General features: G+C 67.4%; 26 protein-coding genes. 12 read left to right on the top strand and 14 right to left on the bottom strand.

The features are described from left to right. Positions 1–41 precede the first annotated feature (41 nt). Complete coding sequence (locus PJW05_RS21885) at positions 42–305, bottom strand: hypothetical protein (RefSeq protein ID WP_271409050.1); 264 nt, start codon at positions 303–305, stop codon at positions 42–44. Between the two features lie 307 nt (positions 306–612). Between PJW05_RS21885 and PJW05_RS21880 the strand changes: the two genes are divergently transcribed. Continuing rightward, positions 613–1,455, top strand: a complete 843-nt coding sequence (locus tag PJW05_RS21880; protein WP_271409049.1) for an ATPase — start codon at positions 613–615, stop codon at positions 1,453–1,455. A gap of 713 nt (positions 1,456–2,168) precedes the next feature. Here the strand turns inward: PJW05_RS21880 and PJW05_RS21875 are convergent. The 9 genes from PJW05_RS21875 to PJW05_RS21835 all read right to left on the bottom strand — a co-directional run bounded on the left by PJW05_RS21875 (position 2,169) and on the right by PJW05_RS21835 (position 12,365). Beyond that, the gene (locus PJW05_RS21875) at positions 2,169–3,476 is read right to left on the bottom strand and encodes an OprD family outer membrane porin (RefSeq protein ID WP_271409048.1); all 1,308 of its coding nucleotides are present in this window, start codon (positions 3,474–3,476) and stop codon (positions 2,169–2,171) included. Between the two features lie 198 nt (positions 3,477–3,674). Further along, a complete protein-coding gene (locus tag PJW05_RS21870) occupies positions 3,675–4,445 on the bottom strand; it encodes an IclR family transcriptional regulator (protein ID WP_271409047.1) in 771 nt (256 codons plus the stop codon). A gap of 88 nt (positions 4,446–4,533) precedes the next feature. Beyond that, positions 4,534–6,018: an amidase gene (locus tag PJW05_RS21865; RefSeq protein WP_271409046.1), complete on the bottom strand. Its 1,485-nt coding sequence runs from the start codon at positions 6,016–6,018 to the stop codon at positions 4,534–4,536. Further along, positions 6,019–7,347 carry a citrate-proton symporter gene (locus PJW05_RS21860; protein ID WP_271409045.1) on the bottom strand — a complete coding sequence of 443 codons (1,329 nt, stop codon included), beginning with the start codon at positions 7,345–7,347 and terminating at the stop codon, positions 6,019–6,021. It lies immediately after the preceding gene. A gap of 24 nt (positions 7,348–7,371) precedes the next feature. Then, on the bottom strand, positions 7,372–8,583 hold the full coding sequence (locus PJW05_RS21855; protein WP_271409044.1) for a M20 aminoacylase family protein: 1,212 nt from the start codon (positions 8,581–8,583) through the stop codon (positions 7,372–7,374). Between the two features lie 430 nt (positions 8,584–9,013). Then, entirely contained in the window at positions 9,014–9,346 is a 333-nt protein-coding gene (locus PJW05_RS21850; RefSeq protein ID WP_271409043.1) for an amidase, read from the bottom strand. After that, on the bottom strand, positions 9,343–10,455 hold the full coding sequence (locus PJW05_RS21845; protein ID WP_271409042.1) for a serine hydrolase domain-containing protein: 1,113 nt from the start codon (positions 10,453–10,455) through the stop codon (positions 9,343–9,345). Before PJW05_RS21845 ends, PJW05_RS21850 begins: the two co-directional genes overlap by 4 nt. 107 nt (positions 10,456–10,562) lie before the next feature. Continuing rightward, the gene (locus tag PJW05_RS21840; RefSeq protein ID WP_271409041.1) at positions 10,563–11,348 is read right to left on the bottom strand and encodes an MBL fold metallo-hydrolase; all 786 of its coding nucleotides are present in this window, start codon (positions 11,346–11,348) and stop codon (positions 10,563–10,565) included. 132 nt (positions 11,349–11,480) lie between these two features. Further along, the gene (locus PJW05_RS21835) at positions 11,481–12,365 is read right to left on the bottom strand and encodes an acyl-CoA dehydrogenase family protein (protein ID WP_271409040.1); all 885 of its coding nucleotides are present in this window, start codon (positions 12,363–12,365) and stop codon (positions 11,481–11,483) included. Positions 12,366–12,502: 137 nt separating this feature from the next. Between PJW05_RS21835 and olsB the strand changes: the two genes are divergently transcribed. Both olsB and PJW05_RS21825 read left to right on the top strand, forming a co-directional pair. After that, the gene (olsB, locus tag PJW05_RS21830; protein WP_271409039.1) at positions 12,503–13,273 is read left to right on the top strand and encodes an L-ornithine N(alpha)-acyltransferase; all 771 of its coding nucleotides are present in this window, start codon (positions 12,503–12,505) and stop codon (positions 13,271–13,273) included. A 5-nt stretch (positions 13,274–13,278) separates the two neighbouring features. Further along, positions 13,279–14,049: a lysophospholipid acyltransferase family protein gene (locus PJW05_RS21825; RefSeq protein ID WP_442969266.1), complete on the top strand. Its 771-nt coding sequence runs from the start codon at positions 13,279–13,281 to the stop codon at positions 14,047–14,049. 7 nt (positions 14,050–14,056) lie between these two features. Here the strand turns inward: PJW05_RS21825 and PJW05_RS21820 are convergent, their stop codons facing one another. Both PJW05_RS21820 and PJW05_RS21815 read right to left on the bottom strand, forming a co-directional pair. Then, on the bottom strand, positions 14,057–14,932 hold the full coding sequence (locus PJW05_RS21820) for a universal stress protein (RefSeq protein ID WP_271409037.1): 876 nt from the start codon (positions 14,930–14,932) through the stop codon (positions 14,057–14,059). Between the two features lie 70 nt (positions 14,933–15,002). Beyond that, positions 15,003–15,584 carry an acyl carrier protein phosphodiesterase gene (locus tag PJW05_RS21815; RefSeq protein WP_271409036.1) on the bottom strand — a complete coding sequence of 194 codons (582 nt, stop codon included), beginning with the start codon at positions 15,582–15,584 and terminating at the stop codon, positions 15,003–15,005. Positions 15,585–15,705: 121 nt separating this feature from the next. Here PJW05_RS21815 and PJW05_RS21810 point away from each other — a divergent pair, with 121 nt between their 5' ends. From PJW05_RS21810 to PJW05_RS21780, 7 genes are all read left to right on the top strand, one after another. Continuing rightward, complete coding sequence (locus PJW05_RS21810; protein WP_271409035.1) at positions 15,706–16,014, top strand: ArsR/SmtB family transcription factor; 309 nt, start codon at positions 15,706–15,708, stop codon at positions 16,012–16,014. A 46-nt stretch (positions 16,015–16,060) separates the two neighbouring features. Beyond that, positions 16,061–17,224: an MFS transporter gene (locus PJW05_RS21805; RefSeq protein ID WP_271409034.1), complete on the top strand. Its 1,164-nt coding sequence runs from the start codon at positions 16,061–16,063 to the stop codon at positions 17,222–17,224. 15 nt (positions 17,225–17,239) lie between these two features. Next, entirely contained in the window at positions 17,240–18,289 is a 1,050-nt protein-coding gene (locus PJW05_RS21800) for an alkene reductase (protein WP_271409033.1), read from the top strand. A gap of 214 nt (positions 18,290–18,503) precedes the next feature. Further along, on the top strand, positions 18,504–19,085 hold the full coding sequence (locus PJW05_RS21795; RefSeq protein WP_271409032.1) for a YceI family protein: 582 nt from the start codon (positions 18,504–18,506) through the stop codon (positions 19,083–19,085). Then, positions 19,082–20,239, top strand: coding sequence for a phospholipase D-like domain-containing protein (locus PJW05_RS21790; protein ID WP_271412284.1), 1,158 nt, complete (start codon positions 19,082–19,084; stop codon positions 20,237–20,239). The genes PJW05_RS21795 and PJW05_RS21790 overlap by 4 nt, the downstream gene beginning before the upstream one ends. A gap of 81 nt (positions 20,240–20,320) precedes the next feature. Continuing rightward, a complete protein-coding gene (locus tag PJW05_RS21785) occupies positions 20,321–20,932 on the top strand; it encodes a DUF2846 domain-containing protein (protein WP_271409031.1) in 612 nt (203 codons plus the stop codon). Between the two features lie 101 nt (positions 20,933–21,033). After that, a complete protein-coding gene (locus PJW05_RS21780) occupies positions 21,034–21,615 on the top strand; it encodes a DJ-1/PfpI family protein (protein WP_271409030.1) in 582 nt (193 codons plus the stop codon). 22 nt (positions 21,616–21,637) lie between these two features. Here PJW05_RS21780 and PJW05_RS21775 read toward each other — a convergent pair whose 3' ends face one another. Then, positions 21,638–22,036, bottom strand: coding sequence for a nuclear transport factor 2 family protein (locus tag PJW05_RS21775; RefSeq protein ID WP_271409029.1), 399 nt, complete (start codon positions 22,034–22,036; stop codon positions 21,638–21,640). A 113-nt stretch (positions 22,037–22,149) separates the two neighbouring features. Between PJW05_RS21775 and PJW05_RS21770 the strand changes: the two genes are divergently transcribed. Both PJW05_RS21770 and PJW05_RS21765 read left to right on the top strand, forming a co-directional pair. Further along, on the top strand, positions 22,150–22,740 hold the full coding sequence (locus PJW05_RS21770) for a GNAT family N-acetyltransferase (protein ID WP_271409028.1): 591 nt from the start codon (positions 22,150–22,152) through the stop codon (positions 22,738–22,740). Beyond that, positions 22,737–23,615, top strand: a complete 879-nt coding sequence (locus PJW05_RS21765; protein WP_271409027.1) for a carbon-nitrogen hydrolase family protein — start codon at positions 22,737–22,739, stop codon at positions 23,613–23,615. Before PJW05_RS21770 ends, PJW05_RS21765 begins: the two co-directional genes overlap by 4 nt. A gap of 134 nt (positions 23,616–23,749) precedes the next feature. Here PJW05_RS21765 and PJW05_RS21760 read toward each other — a convergent pair whose 3' ends face one another. After that, positions 23,750–25,273, bottom strand: a complete 1,524-nt coding sequence (locus PJW05_RS21760; RefSeq protein WP_271409026.1) for a fumarate hydratase — start codon at positions 25,271–25,273, stop codon at positions 23,750–23,752. Positions 25,274–25,289 lie beyond the last annotated feature (16 nt).

Below are 25,289 nucleotides of genomic sequence, written 5' to 3'. Positions count from 1 at the left end.
GGGCGTCGGCGGTGGTCGCGCCGGTCGTTGTCGACAGCCTGCTAACCGCGAAGCGGGCCGGCGTACTGGGTGTACTTGCGCACCAGTTCTTCCTCATCGAGGACCGGCGGCTTCACCCGTACGCCGGTCAGGCTGCTGAGGTGCTCGCCCAGCTCGCGGGTGGCGTCGCGCCGGGATGCGGCGCAGGCGCTGAGCATGGACAGGATGGCGTCGGGCTGGCTGAGGCGGATATCCACAGCCTGTTCATCGCGAAGCTGGCGCCGCAGGGTCTGCATGCAATCCAGCACAGCCTTGGTCAGTTCCACTCCTGTTTCCTCCCATGGTCGAAGCCGGCGCCTTCGCTTCATTCCGAAGGGCGTGGAGCCTTTCGAAGCCGTCGGCCCCGTCTGGCGCTTTCCGGGTGTGGCCCCGTGTGGGGCTGGCAAGTGGCTAGCAAGCCCCGTACCAGGCTGCAAGGCCCGGAACTGCCGGGTTTCGCCAGGGTCAATCGAGGAGCGCCGCCCCTGGGCAGTGCAACCCGCACCGCCATGGCGCGACACTGAAGACGGCGGTGCGAACCGGTATACTTCCGCTCATTCGCGGTTCTGCGTTTCTCTCCGAAGGTTTCTCCCCATGCGTAATGATGCTCTCGATGAAGTGGACGATGTTCCCAGCCTGACTACCGATTCCCGTGACCGTGACGATTTCGACCGTCACTCGGTGACCGAGCCCGTGCATCGCTACCAGGGCCATGCGGCCGCTCCCCAGGCGCGTGGCGCCAGCACCGGCCCGCTCTGGGCCCTGGTCGTCGCGCTGGTGGTGGCGCTCGGTGGCCTGGGCTGGTGGAGCTTCCAGCAGATCAGCCTGATGGAACAGCAACTGGTCGCCACCCAGGAAAGCTTCGCCCGCATCAGCGAAGAGGCCGCCGGCCGTATCCAGGACATTTCCGGCAAGGTGGTTGCCACCGAATCCAACATGACCAGCGGCAGCGAGTCGATGAAGCTGACGCTCAAGCAACTGCAGGCCAAGGTGGCCGAACTGTCCAAGCAGCAGCAGGCCGCCACGGCCCAGTTGGGCAGCCAGGGCAAGCGGGTCGAGCAGCTCGCCGCCGACGTCAAGGCCGCCCAGGGCGCCGCGACTCAACTGGGCAGCCAATTGGGCGGCAAGCTCGACGGCCTGGCCGCCGAACAGAACAAGCTGAAGGCCGCCCAGGGTGACATCGCTCAGTTCGACAGCCGCCTGAAGGTCCTGGGTAGCGAGGTCGAGGCGCTGAAGAAGCAGGGCAACCCGAACCAGGCCATCAAGAGCCTGGAACAGGACCTGCTGATCCTGCGAAGCCAACTGGACAACCGCCCGGCGCCGGCCCAGGGCACCAGCACCGCCGAGTTCGACGCCTTCCGCGCGCAGATGACCCGCAATATCAACACCCTGCAGAGCCAGGTGCAGAACCTGCAGCAGCAGATCAATATGCGCTGAGGCTGGAGCCTCCAGACAGCAAGCCCCCAGGTCGTCGAGGCCTGGGGGCTTTTTATTGGTTGTGGATGTGTGGGGGCGGGGCAAATCGGCAGGTGTGAAGGGCGCGGGATTGTGTTTATGGCTCATTACCGAGTGGGCTTCGGGTTTCTGTTTCGTCCCCCCGGACGAGTCCCTTTCTCAGTCGCCGAAAGGAACCAAAGGGCTTGCCCCTGCATCCGGCCCGGCTGCGCCGGGTGCCCTCCCTCCATCCTTGCGTACTCGCTTCGCTCGCCCTACGGGCCGCACTGAAGTGCGTTCGCTGCAAGCAGCGTCGGGGGCACGGCGTGAGGGGCCATCCATGGCCCCGCACGCCTCTCGCGGCGTCCATGCTGCTCGTCCCCCTCTGCAAGGATTCCGCTCGGCCTCCTGACTGGGCGAAGTCCCTGCTTCACCTTTGTTCTCTCGGTTTCAGAGCCGTATGCGCTTTGTCGTTGTCTGGCCCTCGCCGGCGCGAGTCACCCCTCTACCTCTGGGAGAGGGGCGGGGGTGAGGGTAGCCTCTAGCCGCTCGCGGCCAACCAAGGGCACTCACACAGATTTGCCAACCCTGCGCGCCCCAATATCCACCTCGGCAATCCGCGATGAGGCTCCTTCAAGCGCGTGCGGAATCCCTTGGAACCCTCCCGGCCGCGACCTGGACGAAGCGCCAGCGTTCGTCCGCCCGTCCGTAACCATTCAGAAGCGGTGGACGTAACTGACGTAAACCCGCTCGGCATTGTGAGTGATGATCCCCGCCGGACCTCGGGATGTGGTGGTGCGCTCGACGCCGTCCGGCTGGCCCTTGGTATGGAATTCGTTGTGCAGCCAGACCAGGCTCAGGCCTTTCAATGTGCCGCTGAAGCTGTACTGCAGCAGGCTTTGGAATTCCCGCCGGGAGAAACCGTCATAACCGGCGGCGTGGTCGGAAAATGCATAGTGGGTATCCAGGCGAAGTTGCGGAAGTCCCATGGCCGAGAAGTTGGTTCCGCCCACCAGCTTGAACATTTCCTCATCTTCCACGCCAAAGAAGTAGAACAACTTCGCACTGCTGTTCCAGGCACCGTGATCCTTGCTGAAGAACAAGCGGTCAAAATCATCCCCACGAACTTTGTTGTAGGTCATGCCCACGTAAAAGTTGGCTGTCCTGAACTTGGCGCCTATGTCCACATAACGCGCGTCATGGGACGTTTCCGCTTCGTAGAGTCCGGGCACGCCGTTGAATTCGAACAGGTCGCCGGCGTCCTGCTGCATGCCGTGGGTGGCGTAGAGGTCGATGAAGCGGCCGGCACCCAGGTCGATGGGGTGCTCGACCTTCAGCGAGGCCGCGCGCAGGTATTGGTCGGACTCGGCGTATTCGGCCAGCAGCCGGCTGCCGAAGGGGAATGAGTAGCCCAGGGCGAAGAGCTGCAGCTTGTCGATCCGCTGGCCGCGGAAATTGCTCAAGTCGTCGCCCCAGCCGTTCTCGTTGCGCGGGCTGAACTGCTTGAGGTGGCTGTAGCGCAGGTTCAGGCCGTTGCGGCGGTAGTCAAGGTCCAGGCCCAGGGTGGCAGCCGGGAGAATGCGCGAGGCGTCGTCGAAGTACTGCGCGTAGCGACGGACCTTCTTGCCGCCGCCCACGACCAGCTCACCGGCGTCGCCTTGCAGGCGGCCACGCAGGTAGGCCTCGATGGGCTTGGCCAGGCCGTGGGGCGACTGCACCGAGTCGTCGGCTTCCAGGTTGCTGATGCTGGTGGCGTCGTCGCCGACGCGCAGGTCGTCGGCCAGGCCGTAGCTGTAATCGACGCCCAGCACGTTCTCGTACCAGCCGGAGTTGAAGCTGAACTGCGTTCCCTGGACCCATTCGTCGCGAGTCGGGCCGACGCCATTGCCATTGTTTTCCTTCCAGTAGAACTGGCTGTAACGCAGCGACGTGATGCTGTCATCGATAAACCCCTCGGCACCGGCACCCCCGGCCAATAAGTACCCGGCAATTCCCGCCAGATACGTGCAGCGAATGTTGCGCATCTCATCACCTTTATTCTTGTGTTTTGACGAAAGGGCCGAAGTCGGGGCCGGGCTCTATTGTCGAAACACGCCAATAAAGGGCAATTCAATTGGGTTCCACGCTATGGAATAGCCACTCGATTGAAATAACCGAGAATGAATTAAAGCGATCGCCCGGAATCCGGGCGACAACTGTGCGAGGAAAAAGGAAAGGGCGAATCAGCCGAGGTGGTGCTGCAACAGCTCGACGGCGTCGGCCAGGCTGGCCAGGTGACGTTGCTGGACGCTGGCCACGCTGTGTTCGTCCCGGGGCCAGTGCAGGGCGATGCTGCCCACCAGACGCCCCTGGCTGCGTACCGGCAGGGCCACCGCGCGGATCAGGAAGGGCAGGCGTACCGCGTATTCCCAGGTGCCCTCGGTGCGTTCGCCGAAGCCCTGGCTATGGGTCTGTTCATGGATGCGCAGCAGGTCGTCGCCGCACAGGTGATGGTGCCGGGCCAGGCGCTGGACCTCGGCGCTGTCCAGTTCGCCCAGGCAGGCCTTGCCCATGGCCGAGTGGAATAGGCTGGCTTGCTGCCCGACCACCAGGCGGTTGAATGGGTAGCGCTTGCGCAGCACCTCGGGAATGGCGCTTTCCATCACATGCAGCCGTTCGCCGTCGAAGAACGACAGGTCCGTCACCAGGCCGGTGCGCTCGCTGAGTTCCCGCATCAGCGGTGCGGCCTGCTCCACCAGGAGGCGACTGAAGCGCTGGTGCGGATCGCCGTACAGCCGCCGGGAACACAGGCGGTAACGCCGGTCGCAGAGGCCACGGTAGAGCCAGCCCTGCTCCAGCAGGGTGTGCAGCAGGCGCGAAACGGTGGCCTTGGGCAGTCCGGTGAGGTAGTGCAACTCTTCCAGCCCCAGCTCCTGGTGTTCGCCCAGCAGCTCGACAATCGCCAGTGCCCGCTCCACCGAGCGGACCGTTCCGCCTTCGTCTCTGCCTTGCATGTCTGTATCCCGCCACGCCTTTCGTGGACTCACCGCGAGGGCGCTGCAAGATGCAGGCCCGAGCGCGGTGGCGCGTGGTGCCAGTCGTCTAGCGAGCATCGCGCAGCAGCGGGGGTGGGCAGTTGCGCACCCACTGCGTGAGCTGTTCGTGGGCGTGGGCCAGTTGCAGCACCGCCAGGTCGGCCTGGGCCGGGCCCATGATCTGCAACCCCATGGGCTGGCCGGAGGGGTTGAAGCCCACCGGTACGCTCATGGCCGGGATACCGGCCAGGGTGGCGCCGATCACCACTTCCATCCAGCGGTGGTAGGTGTCCATGTCGCGGCCGGCTATGGCCCTGGGCCAGTGCAACCTTGCATCGAAAGGAAACACCTGTGCGCTGGGCAGCAGCAGGAAGTCGTAACGTTCGAACAGTTGTTCCACCGCCCGGTACCAGTCGCTGCGATCCACCGAGGCCCGGTAGACATCCGCCGCGCCGAGGCCGAGGCCGCTTTCCACTTCCCAGACGGCCTCCGGCTTGAGCTGCGCGCGGCTCGCCGGATCGGCGCAGGCCGGCGCCAGGAGGCCGGCCACCAGCCATTGGCGGTGCACCAGCCAGCAGCGCCAGAGACGTTCCGGGTCGTACGCCGGCAGGCAGGGCTCCACCTCGCAACCCAGGGCGCGGAAGTCCTCCAGGGCGCCTTCGCAAAGGCCCAGCAGGCCGGGCTCCATGGGCAGGTGGCCGCCCAAGTCGCCGAGCCAGCCGATGCGCGTACCGGCGAAATCGCGCTGCAGCGGGCCGATCAGGTCCGCCGTGCCGGCGAGGGCCAGGGGCGCGGCGCGATGCGCTCCGGCCTGGGTGCGCAGCAGCGCCGCCACGTCCGCCACGCTGCGGCCCATCGGGCCTTCGGTGGCCAGTTGCTGGACGAAGAGTTCGGGTGTGGGGCCGAAGGGCACGCGGCCTTGCGAGGGACGCAGCCCGTAGACGTTGTTGAACGCCGCCGGGTTGCGCAGCGAGCCCATCATGTCGCTGCCATCGGCCACCGGCAGCAGGCGCAGGGCCAGGGCTGCCGCGGCGCCGCCGCTGCTGCCACCGGCGCAGAGGGTGGGGTCGTAGGCGTTGCCGGTGGTGCCGAACACGTTGTTGTAGCTTTGCGAGCCGAGTCCGAATTCCGGCACGTTGCTCTTGCCGATGAAAACCGCTCCGGCTTCGCGCACCCGCGAGACGGCAATGGCGTCATGCCGGGCCACCTGCCCGGCGAACAGCGGCGAGCCCATGCTGGTGGGCAGGCCCTTGCAGGCGGCGAGGTCCTTCACCGCTTGTGGCATGCCGTGCATCCAGCCCAGCCAGTGGCCGCGCGCCAGTTGGCGGTCGCGATCATCGGCTTCAGCCAGCAGATCCTCCGCTGGCCTCAGGGACACCAGCGCGTTGACTTCGGGGTTGTAGCGCTCGATCTGCTCCAGGTAGGCCAGCATCACCTCGCGGCAGGACAACTGGCGCGAGCGGATGGCCTCCGACAGCGGCAGCGCGTCCAGGGCGACGATCTCTTGCCGCAGCGAGACGGCGCGGGAAAGGGGGGCTTCGAAACGGGTCATTCACAGGCTCCGGGCGGAAGGGGTGAGCGGGGTGCGGCGTTGGCGGCGTTCCAGGGCGGCGGGCGCGCCTTCGCGCAGGAAACAGGTGGCGACGACGCCGATCAGCGCGGCGAAGAGCACGTAGTAGGCGGGCGCCACCGGCGAGCCGCCCACCTGGGTCAGCCAGGTGACGATGAACGGCGCGAAGCCGCCGAACAGCATGACCGCGACGTTGTAGGCCAGGGCCAGGCCGGTGGAGCGTACGTGGGTGGGGAACTGCTCGGCGACGGCGGTGGGCGCCGGACCGTAGGACAGGCCGATCATGGCGCAGAGCAGCAACTGCATCGCCAGCAGGTGCTCCAGGCTCTGCGCGTGGGCGACCCAGGCCATCAGCGGATAGACCAGCAGGAAGAACGCCAGGTTGCCGGCGAGGATTACCGGACGACGGCCAATCCGGTCGGACAGCGCGCCGGCGCAGGGGATGATGAGGGTCATCAGCGCCACCGCCAGCATCTGCACCATGAACACCTGGTCGAGCGGCAGGCCGAGTTGCTTGTGGGCGAAGGTGGGCATGTTCACCAGCACCACGTAGAAGGCCACGGTGCCGTAGATGCAGCTGCCCATGGTCACCAGCACGGCGCGACGCTGTTCGCGCAGGATCTGCATGAGACCGAGGGACTCGCCCTGGTGCGTCCGACGTGCATCGATGAACGCCTCGGGTTCGTCCAGGTGGCGACGCATCCACAACCCCACCGGGCCGATCAGCAGACCGAGGATGAAGGGCAGGCGCCAGCCCCAGCTGTCCAGGGCTTCGGCGGATAGCGTGTGGGTCACCAGCGCGCCCATGCCGGCACCGGCGAACACCGCCAGGCACTGGCCGAACAACTGCCAGGCGCCGTAGAGGCCACGGCGGTGCGCCGGCGCGCTTTCCACCAGGAAGGCGGTGGCGCTGGCGTATTCGCCGCCGGTGGCGAAGCCCTGGAGCATGCGCGCGACCACGATCAGCACGGGGGCGCCGACGCCGATGGCGGTGTAGTCCGGGGCGAAGGCGATAAGCGCGATGGACAGGGTCATCAGCAGGATGATCAGTTGCATGGCCGCCTTGCGGCCCTTGCGGTCGGCATAGAGGCCGAGCAGGACGCCCCCCACCGGCCGCATGAAGAAACCGACGCCGAAGGTGGCCAGGGCCATCAGCAGCGAGGCGTATTCGCTGTCGGCGGGAAAGAACAGGCGGGCGATGATGCTGGACAGGAAGCCGTAGACGATGAAGTCGTACCACTCGAGGGCGTTGCCGATGACGGCGGCGGCCACCTGACGGGAACGCGAGGTTCCGCTCTGGGAAGCGTGCATGGGAATTCTCCGGAAACGTGGAAGTCAGGCGGCAGTGGCAGAAGCCTGGGAATGGGCCGGCGGTGCCTGGAGCCAGGCCTCCGCCAGCGCGGCCCAGTACGCGGCGCCGCGTACCAGGATGGCGTCGTTGAAGTCGTATCCGGGGTTGTGGACCATCGGCCGGTCGGCGCCGGAGCCGTTGCCGATGAACAGGTAGCTGCCGGGGCGGCGCTGCAGCATCCAGGCGAAGTCTTCGCTGCCCATCACGGTGGGGGCGTCCAGCACCTGTCCGGCCCCGATCAGTTCCTCGCCCACGCGGCGGGCGAAGGCGGTTTCCGCCGCGCTGTTGACCAGCACCGGGTAGGCCGGGCGGTGTTCGATGCTGGCGCGGCAGCCAAGGCTTTGCGCCTGGCTGTGGATGATCGCCTGCACCCGTTCCAGGACCTGCTCGCGCACCTTGGCGTCGAGCGCGCGCAGGCTGAGGCGCAGCCGCGCGCTCTGGGGAATCACGTTGGCCGCTTCGCCGGCCTGCAGGGCACCGACGGTGACCACCGCGGCCTGCTGCGGGTCGACGTTGCGTCCGACCACGGTCTGCAGGGCCATCACGGTACTGGCGGCCGCGACCAGTGGGTCGGCCGTCAGGTGCGGCATGGAACCGTGGCCGCCGACACCTTCGATCACCGCTTCCAGCAGGTCCTGCGAGGCCATCAAGGCGCCTTCGCGAAAGCACAGGTGGCCGGCTTCCAGGCCCGGCATGTTGTGCATGCCGAACAGGGCTTCGCAGGGGAAGCGTTCCAGCAGACCGTCGGCAAGCATGGCCTCGGCGCCGCCCTGGCCTTCCTCGGCGGGCTGGAAGATCAGGTTGAGGGTGCCCTGGAAATGGCGGGTGGCCGCCAGGTAGCGCGCCGCGCCCAGCAGCATCGCCGTGTGGCCGTCGTGGCCGCAGGCGTGCATGCGCCCGGTGTGGCAGCTGCTGTAGGCCAGGCCCGTGGCTTCGACGATGGGCAGGGCATCCATGTCGGCGCGCAGGCCGAGGCTGCGGCCGCTGTCGCCATGGCGCAGCACGCCGACCACGCCGGTGCGGCCGACGCCGCTGTGGACGTCATAACCCCATTCGTTGAGCAGGCGCGCCACCAGGGCCGCGGTGCGCTGTTCCTCGAAGCCGAGTTCGGGGTGGGCGTGAATGTCCTGGCGCAGTGCCTTGAGGTCGGCGGCGACATCGTCGAGCCAGGCCTGGATATGGGCGTAACGGGTCATTGTTGTTGTTCTCCTCGTGGGGTCGGCTGCCGTCTTCGCGGCTGGGCATCAGCTAACCGCGTGGGCGAGAGGAGAACAATCGAAGGTGGTTCCGCAGGGTGGAACCGGGGGCTGGGCAAGAGCCGACAAGCGCGCTGAAGGCCGGACGCAAAAGCCCGGCGCGGCACCCGTAGGTTGGGTAGAGGAACGAAACCCAACAGGCCGGAGCCAATGAGGGCGTTGAAGTCCGTAGGGTGGATCACGCATTACCAGACCACCATTCGCGGTTCACCCGGACTCCGCTGGTGGATGAAGAGAGCGTCATCCACCCTACGCACGGCCCGCGCGCTTGTAGGGTGGGTCACGCTTCATCGACCCACCATCGAGGGTGATCCGAAGCATCGCGGGTGGGTATGAACGTCGACTTTCACCGTCCTGGGGGAGTGGGCGGTCAGCGCTGCGAATCCGCCGCCGGCATCAACCGGCAACCCTGGTGCGGGTTCACCCAGGCAGCGGTGTTGCTGCGGCCGAGGCCGCTGGCGGTCACGCGCTTGTGTTCGCTGTCGTCGAGGAAGCCGCTGGTGGGCACGTACTGCTTCACGTAGCCCTGGCAGTAATCGGCGGAGTTGCCCATTACGTAGCGGCAGGAGCAGTACTCCTTGGCGGTGTAGGCGCTGATGATGTCGGGGAAGGCGGCGAGGTGCGCGCGGTTCTGCCAGGCCAGGCCGGCGAGCAGGATCAGCGCCAGGACCAGCAGGCTGAGGACGGGGCGGCGGGCGATCATGGCTGCACCTCCGACGTGAACGCGGCGAGGGCCCGCTTGAGGAATTCGTTGTGGCGGTAGCTGCCGTCGCGGTCATCGGCATAACGCACGATCACCAGGTTCTGGCTGGGCAGCACATAGAGTGCCTGGCCCCAGTGGCCGAGCGCGGCGAAGGCATCTTCCGGCGCGTCCGGCCAGGGCTGGGCGGCACCCTCCAGTTGTGCGTTGAGCCACCAGTGGCCTCCGGGCACCGCGTCGCCGGGTTTGTCCGGGTCGGGCCGGTAGTCGGCGAAGGGCCTGCGGTTGAAGGCGACCCAGTCGGCCGGCAGCAGTTGGCGTTCGCCCCAGCGCCCGCCGCGCTGCATCAGCAGGCCGACGCGGGCCAGGTCGCGGGCGGTCAGGTAGCTGTAGGAGGAGCCGACGTAGGTGCCGGCGGCGTCGGTTTCCCACACCGCCGAATGGATGCCCAGGGGTTCGAACAGGGCGGTCCAGGGGTAGTCCGCATAGGCTTGCTCGCCGACCATGCCGCGCAGCGCGGCGGACAGCACATTGGTGTCACCGCTGGAATAGCGAAAGCGCTTGCCCGGCACGGCGTCCAGCGGGTGTTCGGCGGCGAAGGCGGCCATGTCGCCGCGGCCCCGGGTATAGAGCATGGCCACCACCGAGGATTTCAGCGGCGCGTACTCGTAGTCCTCCTCCCAGGCCAGGCCCGAGGCCCAGTGCAGCAGGTGGTCGAGATGCACATCGGGATGGCCGGCGAACGCGGGGTAGTAGCGCGCCACGTCGTCGTCCAGCTTGAAGCGGCCTTCGCCATAGGCGACGCCGAGGACCGAGGCCAGCAGGCTTTTGCTCACCGACCAGGTCAGGTGCGGCGTCTCGGCGCGGGTGGGGCCGGCGTAGCGTTCGTAGATGAGCTCGCCGTCGCGGATGACCACTACCGCGTCGCTGCGCACGCCCTTGCGTTCGGCATCGTCGCGCTGGGGAAAGGCATAGTGTTCGAAGGCCTGGACGGCGGGGCCGGAGGGCGCGACGCCCCGCTGCCAGTCTGCGGCGGGCCAGGTCTCGGCCTGGGCCAGGCTTGCCAGCAGGCCAAGGGCGGCGGCCAGCGGGCGAAGGAAGGAGATGGGCATTGGTGGGCCTCTTCTGGTTCTGGAGCGGCGAACCTAGCACGGGCCCGATGACGGTAAAAAGCGCCGAACGCGCCGCCTGCCGGGGCGATTCGGCGTGATCGGTCAGTTCAGCGCGGCAGCCGGTAGTCGTCCGGGCCGAGCAGGTCGATGCCGCATTCCAGGTTCCCGATCCAGTCGAGGAAGGCGCCGATCATTTCCTGGCCCACGAAGGGGCGGCCGTGTTGCGGCACGATCATCGCCACGTCCATCTCGCGCACCATGTTCGCCCAGAGCCGGCAGACCTTGCCGCTGGCCATGTAGCGGCGGTGGAAGCCTTCCATGTTCGGCACATGGTTGATGAAGTCGCGCACCGGCAGGGCGTCTTCCACCAGCGATGCGCCCATGTCGCCGGAGAAGAGGATGCGGCTCACCGGATCGTAGAGCTGGAAGTTGCCCACCGAATGGAGGAAGTGCGCCGGCACCGCCTTCAATTGGCAGCGCCCAAGGCTGATGGCGTCGCCTCGGTCGGGCAGGGCGATGATGCGGTCGTAGGTGGAAATGCCGTGGCTGATGGCCAGGTAGTTGGCGGTGAGGTGCGGCAGGAAGCGCGCCCACAGCTTGGAGCAGATCACCCGCGCGCGGGTGTGCAGCAGCCACTTGTCCAGGGAGGCGATGATGTCCGGGTCCTGGTGGGAGGCGAAGATGTAGGTCAGGTCCTGCACCGGCATGTGCCTGGACAGCTCCAGGGACAGCGGGGTGTAGGTCAGGTCGCCGCCCGGGTCCAGCAGCAGGTACTGGTCGTGGTCGGTGATCAGGAACTGGTTGGACTGCACGCCGTCGCCGCTGACCAGGTCGTCGAACATCAGGCATTGGTGGGTGCCGTTGTCGAACAGCACGATGGGGTCGCGACGCATGGATACCTCGTAGGAAGCTGCGGCGCGCAGTTGTAGGGCATTCCAGAGGGGCGGGGGCTGATCTGGGTCAAGGCGAGATGGTTTGTGGGAGCGATTTCAATCGCGAATGAGTTCGCTCCCACCCGTGGAAGGTCAAAGCCCCAGGGCGGCGATGGCCTTTTCCAGGCGCTTGGCGCGGGGGCCGCTGGCGATCTCCAGCACGCCCTGGTCGCGCTGCCAGAGGCCGGCCCATTCCGCCGGGCCACTGGCGAAGGCGGCATCCAGTTCGGGCTTGAGTGCCTTGAACTCGGCGAACAGCGCCGCCAGCAGCAGGTGCATGGTTGGCGCCGTGGCGCATTGGCGGGCGACTTCCGCCGCGCCGGCGAGCAGGCCCAGTAGGCGCATCTGCAGCGGCTGCGGCCAGGCGCAGTCGCGACCCACGCCGTGGGCCCAGGCCACCAGGGCGGTCAGGACGTGCAGGTCCTCGATGCTGCGGAAGGGCTTCACATAGGCATCCCAGCCATCGCCGGCCAGGCGTTCGCAATGGGCGCCGTCGAGGTGCAGGCGCGCGTGGGGGATGTCGGGCATCAGCGGCAGCGGCTTGAGGGTTTCGATGCGCACGCCGGGGTCGCCATTGCGCACCACGGTGAGGGCCAGGCGTGGTGCTTCACCCTTGGCCTCCTCGCGGGCTGCCACCAACAGCCAGTCGGCGGCCTCACCGGCGGTGACGAAATCCTTGCGTCCATCGAGGCTGAGCCCGTTCAGGCGCGTCTGCATGTCCGCGGGGCGCACGCTGCGGTTCTCGGTGACGCACAGGGCGCCCAGGCTCAGCGGCGCCGATGGCCAGAGCAGGCGCAGGGCGCCCTGGTAGCCGGCGAGGAAGGCCAGGCCGGGCGTCGCGGCGAGCTTGCCGCCGAGCAGCGCCAGCTCGAAGGGCGTGAACTCGCCCAGGCGATCCAGCAGGGCGCCGTACCAGTCGTCCAGCGGGCGGTCGGCGGGCAGGCGGGCGGGGGCGTCGAGCAGGCGTTGCCAGGGCATCGGGAATCTCCTTGAGGGCTGTCATGCAAGCATCACGGGATCGTCATGGTGGTGACACCGGGTCTACCTAGCCTGAGCTTGCACAACAAGATCGTCCGGCTGCAACCGGGATCGAGCCGGCCTACGGAGGCTTCTTCATGACCCAGATCGCCATGACCCGCGACAGTGTCGCACCCAACGGGAAAAGCCCTCGCCGCCTGCAGGCCGAGCGCCTGGAAGGCATTGCCGCCCTGCGCGAGGCACAGGCGCTGCGCTTCCGCGTATTCAGCGCCGAGTTCGAGGCCAAGCTGCAAGGCGCCGAATTCGGCCTCGACATGGATGACTACGATCCGCACTGCCAGCACATCGGCGTGCGTGACCTGGACAGCGGCGAGCTGGTCGCCACCACCCGACTGCTGGACCACCAGGCCGCCCGCGACCTGGGCCGTTTCTACAGCGAGGAGGAATTCAGCCTCCACGGCCTCGGCGAGCTGCAGGGCCCGGTGCTGGAAATCGGCCGCACCTGCGTCGCCCCGGCTTACCGCAATGGCGCCACCATCGCCGTGCTCTGGGGCGAGCTGGCGGAGGTGCTGAACCAGGGTGGCTACCGCTACCTGATGGGCTGCGCGAGCATCCCCATGCAGGACGGCGGCGTGCAGGCCCAGGCCATCATGCAGCGCCTGCGCGACCGCTACCTGTGCACCGAATACCTGCGCGCCGAGCCGAAGAATCCGCTGCCGGCGCTGGAACTGCCGGGCAACGTGATCGCCGAGATGCCGCCACTGCTCAAGGCCTACATGCGCCTGGGCGCGAAGATCTGCGGCGAGCCCTGCTGGGACCCGGACTTCCAGGTTGCCGACGTGTTCATCCTGCTCAAGCGCGACGAGCTCTGCCCGCGTTACGCCCGTCACTTCAAGGCCGCGGTCTGAGCATGCTGAACTCCCTGCGCTTCTCTCTGCGTGTCACCCGTCTGCTGGCGGTGATCGGCCTTGGCCTGTCGCTGGCGGCCTGGGTGGTGATGCTGGAACGCCTGGGGCGCCGTGAGCTGATGGCGACCCGGCAGCGCCTGACCCGCTGGTTCCTCGCCCGCCTGGCCGCCGCCTTGCCGTTCCGCGTGCGAGTCAGCGGACGGGTGCCTGAACAGCCGATGCTGTGGGTGAGCAACCATGTGTCCTGGACCGACATTCCGCTGCTCGGTGCGGTGGCGCCGCTGTCCTTCCTGTCCAAGGCCGAGGTGCGTGCCTGGCCGGTGGCCGGCTGGCTGGCGCACAAGGCCGGCACCCTGTTCATCCGCCGTGGTTCGGGGGACAGCGGCCTGGTCGGCCAGCAACTCGCCCGGCACCTGGGCGACGGCTGCCACCTGCTGATCTTTCCGGAAGGCACCACCACCGACGGCAGCCTGCTGAAAACCTTCCACAGCCGCCTGCTGACCAGCGCCGTGGAAACCGGTGTACCGGTGCAGCCGGTGGCGATCCGCTACTTGCGCGACGGCCAGCGGGACGAAGTCGCGCCGTTCATTGGCGAAGACGATCTGCTCTCGCACCTGGTGCGACTGTTGCGCAGCGACACCGCCGAAGTGGACATCCAGTTGCTCGAGGCCATCCCCAGCCAGGGGCTGAGCCGTACGGCGCTGAGCCAGAAGGCCAAGGGCGCCGTGCAAGGGGCGCTCTTCGGCGAGGTGGAAGACGAGGCGCTGGCCGCCTGAGCGGCGGTCAGAGCCTGTCCGGCCAGCGGATCGGCGGCACCGCGAGGATGTCGCAGTCCAGCTCGCGCATGGCGGCATCGGCCACGCTGCCGATCAGTATCCGCTTCATCCCCGTCAGCCCTCGGGTGCCCAGCACCAGCAGGTCAACCGGCTCGCGCTCCAGTACCCGGCGCAGCGCGGTCATGGGTTGGCCTTCCTCGATCAGGCGCTGGTCGATGACGGCGCCCAACTGTTCCTTCAGTACGAATTCGTCCAGTGCGGCGGCCGCGCGGCGGCGTTGGTCGGCGGCATAGTCGCCAGCCATCGCCCCGGTCCCCGCGCCGGCCGCCAGCAGCATGGCGCCGCCCAACGGGTCGAAGGCATGCAGTGCCTTGGCGCCGGCCTTGGGCAGCAGGCCCAGTTCCTCGGCGGCGCGTACCGCCTGGGCCGACGCGCGGGAGCAATCCAGGGCCAGCAGCGGCGTCTGGTAGTCGTCCTCGGCGACCTGGCCCACCCGCAGGATCGGCACATGGCTGGTACGCAGCAGGCGCTCCAGGGTGGTGCCGATGAAAATGTCGCGCAGCGGGTTCTTGCGGTGGCTGCCGACCACCAGCAGGTCGACGTCGGCCCAGCGCGTGCAGTCGGCGATGTGCTTGGCCGGGTCGCCCACTTCCACCCAGATTTCCGGGGCGCGGCCGGCCAGTTCGGTGAAGAAATCCAGCTGTTCGTCGAGGTGGCGGCGAACCTGTTCGGTCTCCAGTTCGATGCGCAGTTGCGGCTGGTCGTCGTCCACCACATGCAGGATGAACCAGGGGCAGTCGAACTGCCGGGCGAGGCGCGCGGCGCGGCGCAAGGCGCGGTCGGAGCGGTTGGAAAGATCGGTGGCCAGCATCAGCGCTTTCATTGTGGACCTCCATCGCCAGGGGCTCTGGGTCCATTGCACTGCAAGCCCCCGACGCGGCCCTTGATGCAGATCAAACACTGCGGAGTTGGTGTTCGGCGAACTGCTGGAGCTGTGGATAGAACGCGCGGAAGTCGGTGTGGAGTGCAGCGTACAGGCCTTCCAGCTCGCTCATGGCGCCATCCAGCGCCTCGGGCCGCGAGAGGCGTCGGGCCATGCCGGCGATCACCCGCTCCAGGGTCTCGAACTCGCGATAGCTGCCGAGCCAGTCCTGGGCGGCCATGCGCGGCGCGATCAGGGCCAGGCGGCCGGGCAGGTGGGGCTCGGCGTCCAGCACCTGGTAGACATGGCGGGTGAAGGCGTCCAGGGGTTCGCTGGCGTAGACGCTCCAGTCACGGGCCAGGCAGTGGTCGAAGAACACGTCCAGCAGGATGCCGGAGAAGCGTCGCCGCTCGACGGGAAAGCGCGACTTGGCCTGCGCGACCAGCGGATGGCGGTCGGTGAAGGCATCGATGCGCCTGTGCAGGCGGATGGCGGCTTCGACGTCCGCCGGCCAGCGGCCGTCCAGCGGCCCCTTGACGAAGTCGCCATAGAGGCTGCCGAGCAGTTGCGCCGGCTGCGAGCCGCCGAGGTGGAGGTGCGCGAGGTAGTTCATCGGCTGAGCTTAACCCAGGCCGTTTTCATCATGAGCGTCGATGATGACTATTGGCGCAAACAATCCCGTATCGTCGTTGATCGATATAAAGTTCGTTCCATCTCGATATACGAATCTGGCCATGACTACTTCCATCGATCTCGACGAAATCATCAAGGCGCTGGCGCATCCCGTGCGGCGGGAAATGCTGCAGTGGCTCAAGGACCCGGAAAAATATTTCGTAGAGCAGGACCACCCCTTCGAGATCGGCGTTTGCGCCGGCAAGTTCGATCAGCGTTGCGGGCTGTCCCAGTCCACGGTTTCGGCGCACCTGGCCACCCTGCAGCGCGCTGGCCTGGTGACCAGCCGCAAGGTGGGCCAGTGGAACTTCTTCAAACGCAATGAAGCGGTGATCGCTGAATTTCTTCGCCAGATGAGCGACGAGCTGTAACCGCGGCACCTGCCAACCCCCTCAATCGTTTTCAAGGAGCAGGCCCATGCCTACTGCGCTTCTCGTCCTCGCCTTGTCCGCTTTCGCGATAGGCACCACCGAATTCGTCATCATGGGCCTGCTGCCCGAGGTGGCGGCCGACCTCGGCGTCTCCATTCCCGGCGCCGGCTGGCTGGTGACTGGCTATGCCCTGGGCGTGGCCATCGGCGCCCCCTTCATGGCCATGGCCACCGCGAAGCTGCCGCGCAAGGGCGCGCTGCTGGTGCTGATGGGGGTATTCATCGTCGGCAACCTGCTCTGCGCCCTCGCCGCCAACTACGGCCTGCTGATGCTGGCGCGGGTGATCACCGCGCTCTGCCACGGCGCCTTCTTCGGCATCGGCTCGGTGGTGGCCGCCAGCCTGGTGCCGGCCAACCGCAAGGCTTCGGCGGTTGCCCTGATGTTCACCGGCCTGACCCTGGCCAATGTGCTTGGCGTACCCCTGGGCACTGCGCTCGGCCAGGTCGCCGGCTGGCGCTCCACCTTCTGGGCGGTGACGCTGATCGGCGTGGTTGCTTTGATCGGCCTGTGGCGTGTGCTGCCGCGCCAGGCTGACGAGGAGGCCACTGATATCCGCGCCGAGTTCGCCGCCCTGCGGGGTGCCGGGCTGTGGCTGGCGCTGTCCACCACCGTGCTGTTCTCCGCCGCGGTGTTCTGCATCTTCACCTACGTCGCGCCGTTGCTGGGCGAAGTGACCGGCGTCTCGCCCCGTGGCGTGACCTGGAGCCTGCTGTTGATCGGCCTGGGCCTGACCCTGGGCAACGTGATCGGCGGCCGCCTGGCGGACTGGAACCTGGCGCGGACCCTGATGGGGGTGTTCGTCGCCCTGGCCATCGCCTCCAGCGTCCTGACCTGGACCAGCGCCGCGCTGGTGCCCACGGAAATCACCCTGTTCCTCTGGGCCACGGCCGCCTTCGCCGCAGTGCCGGCCCTGCAGGTCAACGTGGTGAACTTCGGCAGCGCCGCGCCGAACCTCGTCTCCACCCTGAACATCGGCGCCTTCAACATGGGCAACGCCCTCGGCGCCTGGGTCGGCGGCCTGGTCATCGGCCAGGGCTTCGGCCTCACCACTGTTCCCCTGGCCGCGGCCGTGCTGGCGATCCTCGCCCTGGTCTCGACCCTGCTCACCTTCAGCAACCAAAACCCCGAGCTGCAAGCGGCTCTCGACTGATCCGAGGTAAATGACATGCCCACGCTCTTCGACCCGATCAAGATCGGCGAACTGGAACTCGCCAACCGCATCATCATGGCGCCGCTGACCCGCTGCCGCGCCGACGAGGGCCGCGTGCCCAACGCCTTGATGGCCGAGTACTACACCCAACGCGCCTCCGCCGGCCTGATCATCAGCGAAGCCACGTCCGTCACCCCGCTGGGTGTCGGCTACCCGGACACCCCCGGCATCTGGTCCGACGAGCAGGTGAAAGGCTGGAGCAACATCACCAAGGCCGTGCACGCCAGCGGCGGCAAGATCGTCCTGCAGCTGTGGCACGTGGGGCGCATCTCCGACCCCAGCTACCTGGGCGGCGAAGCCCCGGTGGCCCCCAGTGCCATCGCCGCCAAGGGCCATGTCAGCCTGCTGCGCCCGCTGCGTGACTACCCGGTGCCGCGTGCCCTGGAGACCGAAGAACTGGCCGACATAGTCGAGGCCTACCGCGTGGGTGCCGAGAATGCCCAGGCCGCCGGTTTCGACGGGGTGGAGATCCACGCCGCCAATGGCTACCTGCTGGACCAGTTCCTCCAGGACAGCACCAACCAGCGCACCGACCAGTACGGTGGCTCCATCGAGAACCGTGCGCGCCTGCTGCTGGAAGTCACCGATGCGGCGATCAAGGTCTGGGGCGCCGGCCGCGTCGGCGTGCATCTGGCCCCGCGCGCCGACTCCCACGACATGGGCGATTCCGACCTGGCCGCCACCTTCGGCTACGTCGCCCGAGAGCTGGGCAAGCGTGGCGTGGCCTTCATCTGCGCCCGCGAGAAGGAAGGCGAGGACAGCCTGGCGCCGCAGCTGAAAGAAGCCTTTGGTGGCGTATTCATCGCCAACGAGCGTTTCACCAAGGCCAGCGCCAGCGCCTGGCTGGAAAGCGGCAAGGCCGACGCCGTGGCCTTCGGCATCCCCTTCATCGCCAACCCCGACCTGCCCGAGCGCCTGCGCCAGGACGCGCCGCTGAACGAGCCGCGTCCCGAGCTGTTCTATGCCCAGGGGCCGGTGGGCTATATCGACTATCCGCGCCTGTAGTCCGCGCCAGCGGCCCTGGGGGGACGAATTCGTCCCCCCATCCTGCGGTTATCCGAAGTCAGACTGGCACCCGCAATCCCGCATCCTCTGGTAGCTTTGCATCCATTGCCCGTCTGTCGGACCTGCCCGAGGCGGAACTCACGGGCGGTCCGTGTGACCAATGGAGTCCGGCCGGAGTCTCTGGGCCGTCAGCGACATGCCAAAGGAAGCCCGCATGCACAGATTGTTACGTCCCCTGCTCGCCCTGTTCACCGCCCTGGCGCTGCCGGCCCACGCCAGTTGGTACCTGGACAACGAGTCCTCGCGGATTTCCTTCATTTCCACCAAGGCCGGCAGCATTTCCGAAGTGCACCGCTTCCTCACCCTGCACGGCAGGATCGACAAGGCAGGCAAGGCACGCCTGCGCGTCGAGTTGGAGTCGGTGAGCACCGGCGTGCCCCTGCGCGATCAGCGCTTGCGTGACCAGTTCTTCGAAATCGCCCGGTACCCCGAAGCCGAAATCACCGCCGAACTCGACCTGCGCCCGATCACCGACCTGGCCCCCGGCGCCCAGTTGGAGCTGGGCCTGCCGATCACGGTGAAGATTCGCGACACCGAGCAGTCCTACCGCGCCGAACTCCTGGCTACGCGTCTGGACGACCACCGCTTCCAGGTGGTGACCCTGGCGCCGCTGGTGCTGCAAGTGGAGGACTTCGGCCTGACCGCGGCCCTGGATAAGCTGCGCACGCTGGCCGGCCTGCCGGGTATCAACCTGTCGGTGCCGGTGGGTGCCGTGCTGATCTTCACGGAGCGCTGATGGGGAAGATCTTCCCCTGGAAGTCCGGCAACCGCTTCGAGCTGTTGATCGACGGCCCGCAGTTCTTTCCGACCATGCTCACCGCCATCGCCCGCGCCGAGCACCAGGTCGCGCTGGAGCTCTACCTGGTGGAAGACGGCGGATGCAGCCTCGCGCTGGTGGACGCCCTGTGCGTCGCCGCCGTGCGCGGGGTGCGGGTGCGCTGCCTGTTCGACGATTTCGGCAGCCTCAAGCTGGGCGCGGCGTTGCGCCAGAGGCTGGCCGACGCCGGCGTGCTGCTGCAGTTCTACAACCCGCTGCGCTGGCGACGCGGATTCAGCAACCTGTACCGAGATCACCGCAAGATCCTGGTGGTCGATGACCGCCAGGCGTTCGTCGGCGGCACCGGTTCTTCCGACGAGTTCTGGGACCCGAGCCAGGAAACCAGCCGCTGGCATGAGGTGATGGTGGCCATCGAGGGGCCGCTGGTGGCGCACTGGCAACTGATCTTCGACTACCAGTGGGCGGCCAACCTCGGTCGCCGCCCCTGGAAGTCGGGCGATGCGCCGGGCCTGGCGCACCTGCCGCCCTACCCGGCGGTGGGGGAGGGCCTTGGACGGCTGGCCTACGCCGACGCCAGCCAGCACCGCGACATCGTCCAGTCGCTGCTGCGCAGCATTCGCACGGCGCGCAGCCGCATCTGGCTGGCGACGCCGTACTTCCTGCCCAGCTGGAAGGTGCGCCGGGCCCTGATCAAGGCGGCGCGGCGAGGCGTGGAGGTGCGTCTGCTGCTCACCAGCCGGCATACCGACCACCCGCCCGTGCGCTTCGCCGGCCAGCGCTACTACCCGCGCCTGCTGCGCGCCGGGGTGCGGATATTCGAGTACCAGCCGCGTTTCCTGCACCTGAAACTGGTGTTGGCGGACGATTGGGTGAGTGTCGGCTCCTGCAACTTCGACCACTGGAACCTGCGCTTCAACCTGGAAGCCAACCTGGAGGCGCTGGACCCGCAGTTCACCCGCGCCGTGGATGCCTGCATGCGTCAGGACTTCACCGACAGCCGCGAAATCTCCATGGACGACTGGCATTCCAGGCCCCTGCTCAAACGCATGCGCCAGCGCCTCTGGGGGTGGCTCGACCGGCTGGTGGTGAACCTGCTCGATCGCCGTCGCTGACCGCTGCCCGCACTTTCGTCGGGTGTGCGCCGGGCGACGCCCGGCTAGGCTGGCCGCACCACGACAAGAGGGAGTGGCTGCATGGGCCGCCGATACCTGCCGATTCTGTTGGTGTGCGCTGCCCTGGGCGGCTGCTCCACTCCGGGCGCCTTCTTCGGCGCGACCGAAGGACCTGAATTCCAGGCTGCCACGCCGAGCGATGGCCAGCATGCGCTGGTCTACCTCTATCGCCCGCAAAGCGAATGGGCAGATCAGGAACTGGAAGCCCCCGGTATCTTCATCGACAACGCACTGATCGGCAGTCTGCCAAGCAACGGCCACCTGGCCCTGGCGCTCGAGGCGGCCAGCTACAAGCTGGAAATGCGCCGCCCGCTGTTCGGCAGCTACTGGACGCTGTTCGCCGATGGCCCGCTGGATTTCACCCTCATCAGCGCCTTCGCCCTGGACGCCTCCGCCGGGCGCACCGACTACCTGCGCTATGACGAGCTGGACCCGCCGCCGAAGAACAGCCAGCGGTCCGGCGCTGGCAACGGACCGCTGCAGTGGGTGGAAGCGTCCCTGGGCAGCCGGGAGATCGGCACCACCCGCCAGGTGCAGCCGATCCAGCGGATCGCCGCCAGCGGTCGGGTGGCGCGGCCGCAGGAAGGCTTCTGGCGAGGGCTGGGGCGTGCCCTGGACAAGGTCGGTATCTGATCCGTCGAGCCTGGTAGCGGGTGCCTGCGGCCGGGGCCCGATGGGGGCCGTGTAATTGGCTAACCTTGAAGCCTCGGGCTTTCACTCCAGGAGGATGCGACATGGCCGCAAAGACGATTCTGATGCTGGTTGGCGACTACGCCGAAGACTACGAAACCATGGTGCCGTTCCAGGCCTTGCTGATGGTCGGCCACCAGGTTCATGCGGTGTGTCCGGACAAAGCGGCCGGACAGACCGTGCGTACCGCCATCCATGACTTCGAGGGCGACCAGACCTACAGCGAAAAGCCGGGCCACAACTTCGCCCTCAACTTCGACTTCGCCAAGGTGAAGGCCGAGGACTACGACGCCCTGCTGATCCCCGGCGGCCGCGCCCCGGAATACCTGCGCCTGAACGCCAGGGTGCTGGAGCTGGTGAAGGCCTTCGACCAGGCCGGCAAGCCCATCGCCGCCGTCTGCCACGGCGCCCAGCTACTGGCTGCCGCCGGCGTGCTGGAGGGGCGCGAGTGCAGCGCCTATCCGGCCTGCGGACCGGAAGTGAAGCTCGCCGGCGGCCACTATGTGGACATTCCAGTGGATGCCGCCCACACCCAGGGCAACCTGGTCACGGCGCCGGCCTGGCCGGCCCATCCCGCCTGGCTGGCGCAGTTCCTGGCGCTGCTGGGGACCCGGATCACGCTGTGACGAGTTCGCGCCTGCGGGCGCTTCAGCAGACCTGTTCCACCCAGTCGTTCAGGTTGTAGTAGTTGGTCACGCGGGCGATCTTGCCGCAGTGGATATGGAAGAAGGCGCCGGCCGGCAGTACATAGGTCTGGCCCTTGGCCGGCGGCAGGCCCTCGTCGTCGGCCAGGTACTGGCCGTGCACCACGAACTCGGCGGCGGCGCGGCTGCCGTCGGCGCTCTGCATGACCACGATGTCGGACAGGCGCTCCTTGTAGCAGCGGTTCATCTTCTCCATGAAGGCGGCGAAGGCGGCCTTGCCCTGTTGGCGTTCGCCCTGGTTGATGTCGTGCACCACGTCCTCGCTGAGCAGGGCGAGGAACGCCGGCATGTTGCCGGCGTTGAAGGCGTCGTAATAGGCGTGCACCAGTTCGATAGCGGTCATGGTTGGGTTCCTGTCGCAATGGGGTCAGTCGGTCCGTGCGGGGCATGATAGGGTCCTCAACCAGACCCGGCTTAGCCAGGGGCGTCATCCACATCGCCAGAACGACCGCTCCCATGCACATCCGTCTGCTCCAGGGCGCCGCCATCGCGCCGCACATCGACGACCTCGCGCGCCTGCGCCTGAGCGTGTTTCGCGAGTTTCCCTACCTTTACGACGGCACCCTGGACTACGAGGCGCGCTACCTCGCGACCTATGCCGAGTCGTCGGACAGCCTGTTCGTCCTCGCCCTGGAGGGCGAGCAGGTGGTGGGCGTCTCCACCGGTCTGCCCATGGCCGATGAAACCGAGGCCTTCCAGCGGCCCTTTCGCGAACGGGGCTGGGACCCCGAACGCATCTTCTATTTCGGCGAGTCGGTGCTGTTGCCCGAATTCCGCGGCACGGGCCTGGGGGTGCGCTTCTTCGCCGAGCGCGAAGCCTATGCCCGACGCCTGGGACGGTTCGATTTCTGCGCCTTCTGCGCGGTGGAGCGGCCGGCGGACCATCCGCGGCGCCCGCCTGGCTACCAGCCGTTGAACGCGTTCTGGGGGCGCCGCGGCTATCGGCATCACCCGGAGCTGCGTACCGAATTCCATTGGCGCGACCTGGACGAGGCGTCCGAGTCGGCCAAGCCCATGTCCTTCTGGATCAAGGAGCTCGCGCCATGATCAGGGTCGCCGCCTGCCAGTACGCCATCGAGCTGCATGAGAGCTGGGCGTCCTACGCCGCCCATCTGGAAAACCTCTGCGCAGAGGCGGCGGGCCAAGGCGCGAAGCTGCTGGTGCTGCCGGAGTATGCCGGCCTGGTGCTGGCCGGCCAGTTGCCGCCGACCGAGCGTGGCGACCTGCAGGCGTCCATCGACGGTATCCAGCCGCTGCTGCAGGATTGGCGGGCGCTGTGTACCGGCATCGCCGCCCGGCTCGGCGTCTACCTGCAGCCCGGCAGCCTGCCGGTGCGCGACGCCGACGGACGCTACCGCAACCGCGCCTGGCTGTTCGGCCCCGGCGGCGAGTTGGGCTTCCAGGACAAGCTGATCATGACCCGCTTCGAGCGCGAGCAATGGGGCATCGCGGCAGGGGAGGGGCTCAGGGTGTTCGACACCGGCCTGGGGCGTCTCGGCATCCTGATCTGCTACGACAACGAGTTCCCCCTGCTGGCACGTACTTTGGCTGAAGGCGGTGTCGACCTGATTCTCGCCCCCAGTTGCACCGATACCGAGGCCGGCTACCACCGCGTGCGCATCGGCGCCCAGGCCCGCGCCCTGGAAAACCAGATCGCCGTGCTGCAATCGCCCACCGTTGGCCTGGCGCCCTGGTCGCCGGCGCTGGACGAGAACATCGGCCGCGCCGGGCTCTACGTCCCGCCGGACCATGGCATGCCGAGCAATGGCGTGATCGCCGAGAGCGCCGAACTCTGCCCGGCCACCAGCCAGTGGCTGATCTGCGACTTGGACCTGGGCGAAGTCCGCCGGGTGCGCACCGAGGGCCAGGTGTTCACCCGCCGTGATTGGCCGGAGCAGTTCGACCAGGCGGCGTTGCTGTAGTTGGTGCGGGCCACGCGGGTCTGAGCGGAGCGAAGTCCGACTTAGCGTCGTCGGGCTTCGCACGCACGGCGCCAACCTTGCGGAAAAGAAAAAGCCCGGCACTGGGCCGGGCTTCTTCATGGGGCGCTGGAGGCTTATTTCACTTCCACTGCCAGGCTGTCGGCGATCTTCTTGTTCCAGATCGCCGGGCCGGTGATGTGCACCGACTCGCCATTGGTGTCGACGGCGACGGTGACCGGCATGTCCTTCACGTCGAACTCGTAGATGGCTTCCATACCCAGTTCGGCGAAGGCCAGGACCTTGGACTTCTTGATCGCCTGGGCCACCAGGTAGGCGGCGCCGCCGACGGCCATCAGGTACACGGCCTTGTTGTCCTTGATCGCTTCGATGGCGATGGGACCGCGCTCGGACTTGCCGATCATGCCCAGCAGGCCGGTGCTTTCGAGGATCTGGCGGGTGAACTTGTCCATGCGGGTGGCGGTGGTGGGGCCGGCGGGTCCGACCACTTCGTCACCGACCGGATCGACCGGGCCAACGTAATAGATGAAGCGGCCCTTGAGGTCCACCGGCAGTTCTTCACCCTTGTTCAGCATGTCGACCATGCGCTTGTGCGCGGCGTCGCGGCCGGTGAGCATCTTGCCGTTGAGCAGCAGGGTCTCGCCCGGCTTCCAGCTCTGCACTTCTTCCGGGGTGATCTTGTCGAGGTCGACGCGGCGCGCGGACGGGCCGGCTTCCCAGACGATTTCCGGGTAGGCGTCCAGCGGCGGGGCTTCCAGGGCGGCCGGGCCGGAGCCGTCCAGCACGAAGTGGGCGTGACGGGTGGCGGCGCAGTTGGGGATCATGCACACCGGCAGGGAAGCGGCGTGGGTCGGGTAATCCATGATCTTGACGTCGAGCACGGTGGTCAGGCCGCCCAGGCCCTGGGCGCCGATGCCCAGCTGGTTGACCTTGTCGAACAGCTCGAGGCGCATTTCCTCGATCCTGTTCTGCGGGCCACGGGCCTTCAGTTCGTGGATGTCGATGGGGTCCATCAGGACTTCCTTGGCCATCACCGCGGCCTTCTCGGCGGTACCGCCGATGCCGATGCCGAGCATGCCCGGCGGGCACCAGCCGGCGCCCATGGTCGGAACGGTCTTGAGCACCCAGTCGACGATGGAGTCGGACGGGTTGAGCATGGCCATCTTCGACTTGTTCTCGGAGCCGCCGCCCTTGGCCGCGACGTCCACTTCCACGGTGTTGCCCGGAACGATGGAGTAGTGGATGACCGCCGGGGTGTTGTCCTTGGTGTTCTTACGGGCGCCGGCCGGGTCGGCCAGGATGGAGGCGCGCAGGACGTTTTCCGGCAGGTTGTAGGCGCGACGCACACCCTCGTTGATCATGTCGTCCACGCTCATGGTGGCGCCGTCCCAGCGCACGTCCATGCCGACGCGGACGAACACGGTGACGATACCGGTGTCCTGGCAGATCGGGCGGTGGCCGGTGGCGCACATGCGCGAGTTGATCAGGATCTGCGCCATGGAATCGCGCGCGGCGGGCGACTCTTCGCGCAGGTAGGCCTCGTGCATGGCCTGGATGAAATCAACGGGGTGGTAGTAGGAGATGAACTGCAGGGCGTCGGCGACACTCTGGATCAGATCGTCTTGCTTGATCACGGTCATGGGTGCGCTCCTCTTG

Origin of the sequence: Pseudomonas sp. Q1-7 (genome assembly GCF_028010285.1) — a bacterium.
GTDB lineage: Bacteria > Pseudomonadota > Gammaproteobacteria > Pseudomonadales > Pseudomonadaceae > Metapseudomonas.
The sequence above is the reverse complement of the archived record's forward strand: the minus strand, read 5'-3'. Positions and strand labels throughout refer to the sequence as shown.

What these genes read in the sequence shown, in the direction of transcription:
- PJW05_RS21880 (WP_271409049.1), top strand. Translation starts at nt 613, where the DNA reads ATGCGTAATGATGCTCTCGATGAAGTGGACGATGTTCCCAGCCTGACT.
- PJW05_RS21875 (WP_271409048.1), bottom strand. Translation starts at nt 3,476, where the DNA reads ATGCGCAACATTCGCTGCACGTATCTGGCGGGAATTGCCGGGTACTTA.
- PJW05_RS21870 (WP_271409047.1), bottom strand. Translation starts at nt 4,445, where the DNA reads ATGCAAGGCAGAGACGAAGGCGGAACGGTCCGCTCGGTGGAGCGGGCA.
- PJW05_RS21865 (WP_271409046.1), bottom strand. Translation starts at nt 6,018, where the DNA reads ATGACCCGTTTCGAAGCCCCCCTTTCCCGCGCCGTCTCGCTGCGGCAA.
- PJW05_RS21860 (WP_271409045.1), bottom strand. Translation starts at nt 7,347, where the DNA reads ATGCACGCTTCCCAGAGCGGAACCTCGCGTTCCCGTCAGGTGGCCGCC.
- PJW05_RS21855 (WP_271409044.1), bottom strand. Translation starts at nt 8,583, where the DNA reads ATGACCCGTTACGCCCATATCCAGGCCTGGCTCGACGATGTCGCCGCC.
- PJW05_RS21850 (WP_271409043.1), bottom strand. Translation starts at nt 9,346, where the DNA reads ATGATCGCCCGCCGCCCCGTCCTCAGCCTGCTGGTCCTGGCGCTGATC.
- PJW05_RS21845 (WP_271409042.1), bottom strand. Translation starts at nt 10,455, where the DNA reads ATGCCCATCTCCTTCCTTCGCCCGCTGGCCGCCGCCCTTGGCCTGCTG.
- PJW05_RS21840 (WP_271409041.1), bottom strand. Translation starts at nt 11,348, where the DNA reads ATGCGTCGCGACCCCATCGTGCTGTTCGACAACGGCACCCACCAATGC.
- PJW05_RS21835 (WP_271409040.1), bottom strand. Translation starts at nt 12,365, where the DNA reads ATGCCCTGGCAACGCCTGCTCGACGCCCCCGCCCGCCTGCCCGCCGAC.
- olsB (WP_271409039.1), top strand. Translation starts at nt 12,503, where the DNA reads ATGACCCAGATCGCCATGACCCGCGACAGTGTCGCACCCAACGGGAAA.
- PJW05_RS21820 (WP_271409037.1), bottom strand. Translation starts at nt 14,932, where the DNA reads ATGAAAGCGCTGATGCTGGCCACCGATCTTTCCAACCGCTCCGACCGC.
- PJW05_RS21815 (WP_271409036.1), bottom strand. Translation starts at nt 15,584, where the DNA reads ATGAACTACCTCGCGCACCTCCACCTCGGCGGCTCGCAGCCGGCGCAA.
- PJW05_RS21810 (WP_271409035.1), top strand. Translation starts at nt 15,706, where the DNA reads ATGACTACTTCCATCGATCTCGACGAAATCATCAAGGCGCTGGCGCAT.
- PJW05_RS21805 (WP_271409034.1), top strand. Translation starts at nt 16,061, where the DNA reads ATGCCTACTGCGCTTCTCGTCCTCGCCTTGTCCGCTTTCGCGATAGGC.
- PJW05_RS21800 (WP_271409033.1), top strand. Translation starts at nt 17,240, where the DNA reads ATGCCCACGCTCTTCGACCCGATCAAGATCGGCGAACTGGAACTCGCC.
- PJW05_RS21795 (WP_271409032.1), top strand. Translation starts at nt 18,504, where the DNA reads ATGCACAGATTGTTACGTCCCCTGCTCGCCCTGTTCACCGCCCTGGCG.
- PJW05_RS21785 (WP_271409031.1), top strand. Translation starts at nt 20,321, where the DNA reads ATGGGCCGCCGATACCTGCCGATTCTGTTGGTGTGCGCTGCCCTGGGC.
- PJW05_RS21780 (WP_271409030.1), top strand. Translation starts at nt 21,034, where the DNA reads ATGGCCGCAAAGACGATTCTGATGCTGGTTGGCGACTACGCCGAAGAC.
- PJW05_RS21775 (WP_271409029.1), bottom strand. Translation starts at nt 22,036, where the DNA reads ATGACCGCTATCGAACTGGTGCACGCCTATTACGACGCCTTCAACGCC.
- PJW05_RS21770 (WP_271409028.1), top strand. Translation starts at nt 22,150, where the DNA reads ATGCACATCCGTCTGCTCCAGGGCGCCGCCATCGCGCCGCACATCGAC.
- PJW05_RS21765 (WP_271409027.1), top strand. Translation starts at nt 22,737, where the DNA reads ATGATCAGGGTCGCCGCCTGCCAGTACGCCATCGAGCTGCATGAGAGC.
- PJW05_RS21760 (WP_271409026.1), bottom strand. Translation starts at nt 25,273, where the DNA reads ATGACCGTGATCAAGCAAGACGATCTGATCCAGAGTGTCGCCGACGCC.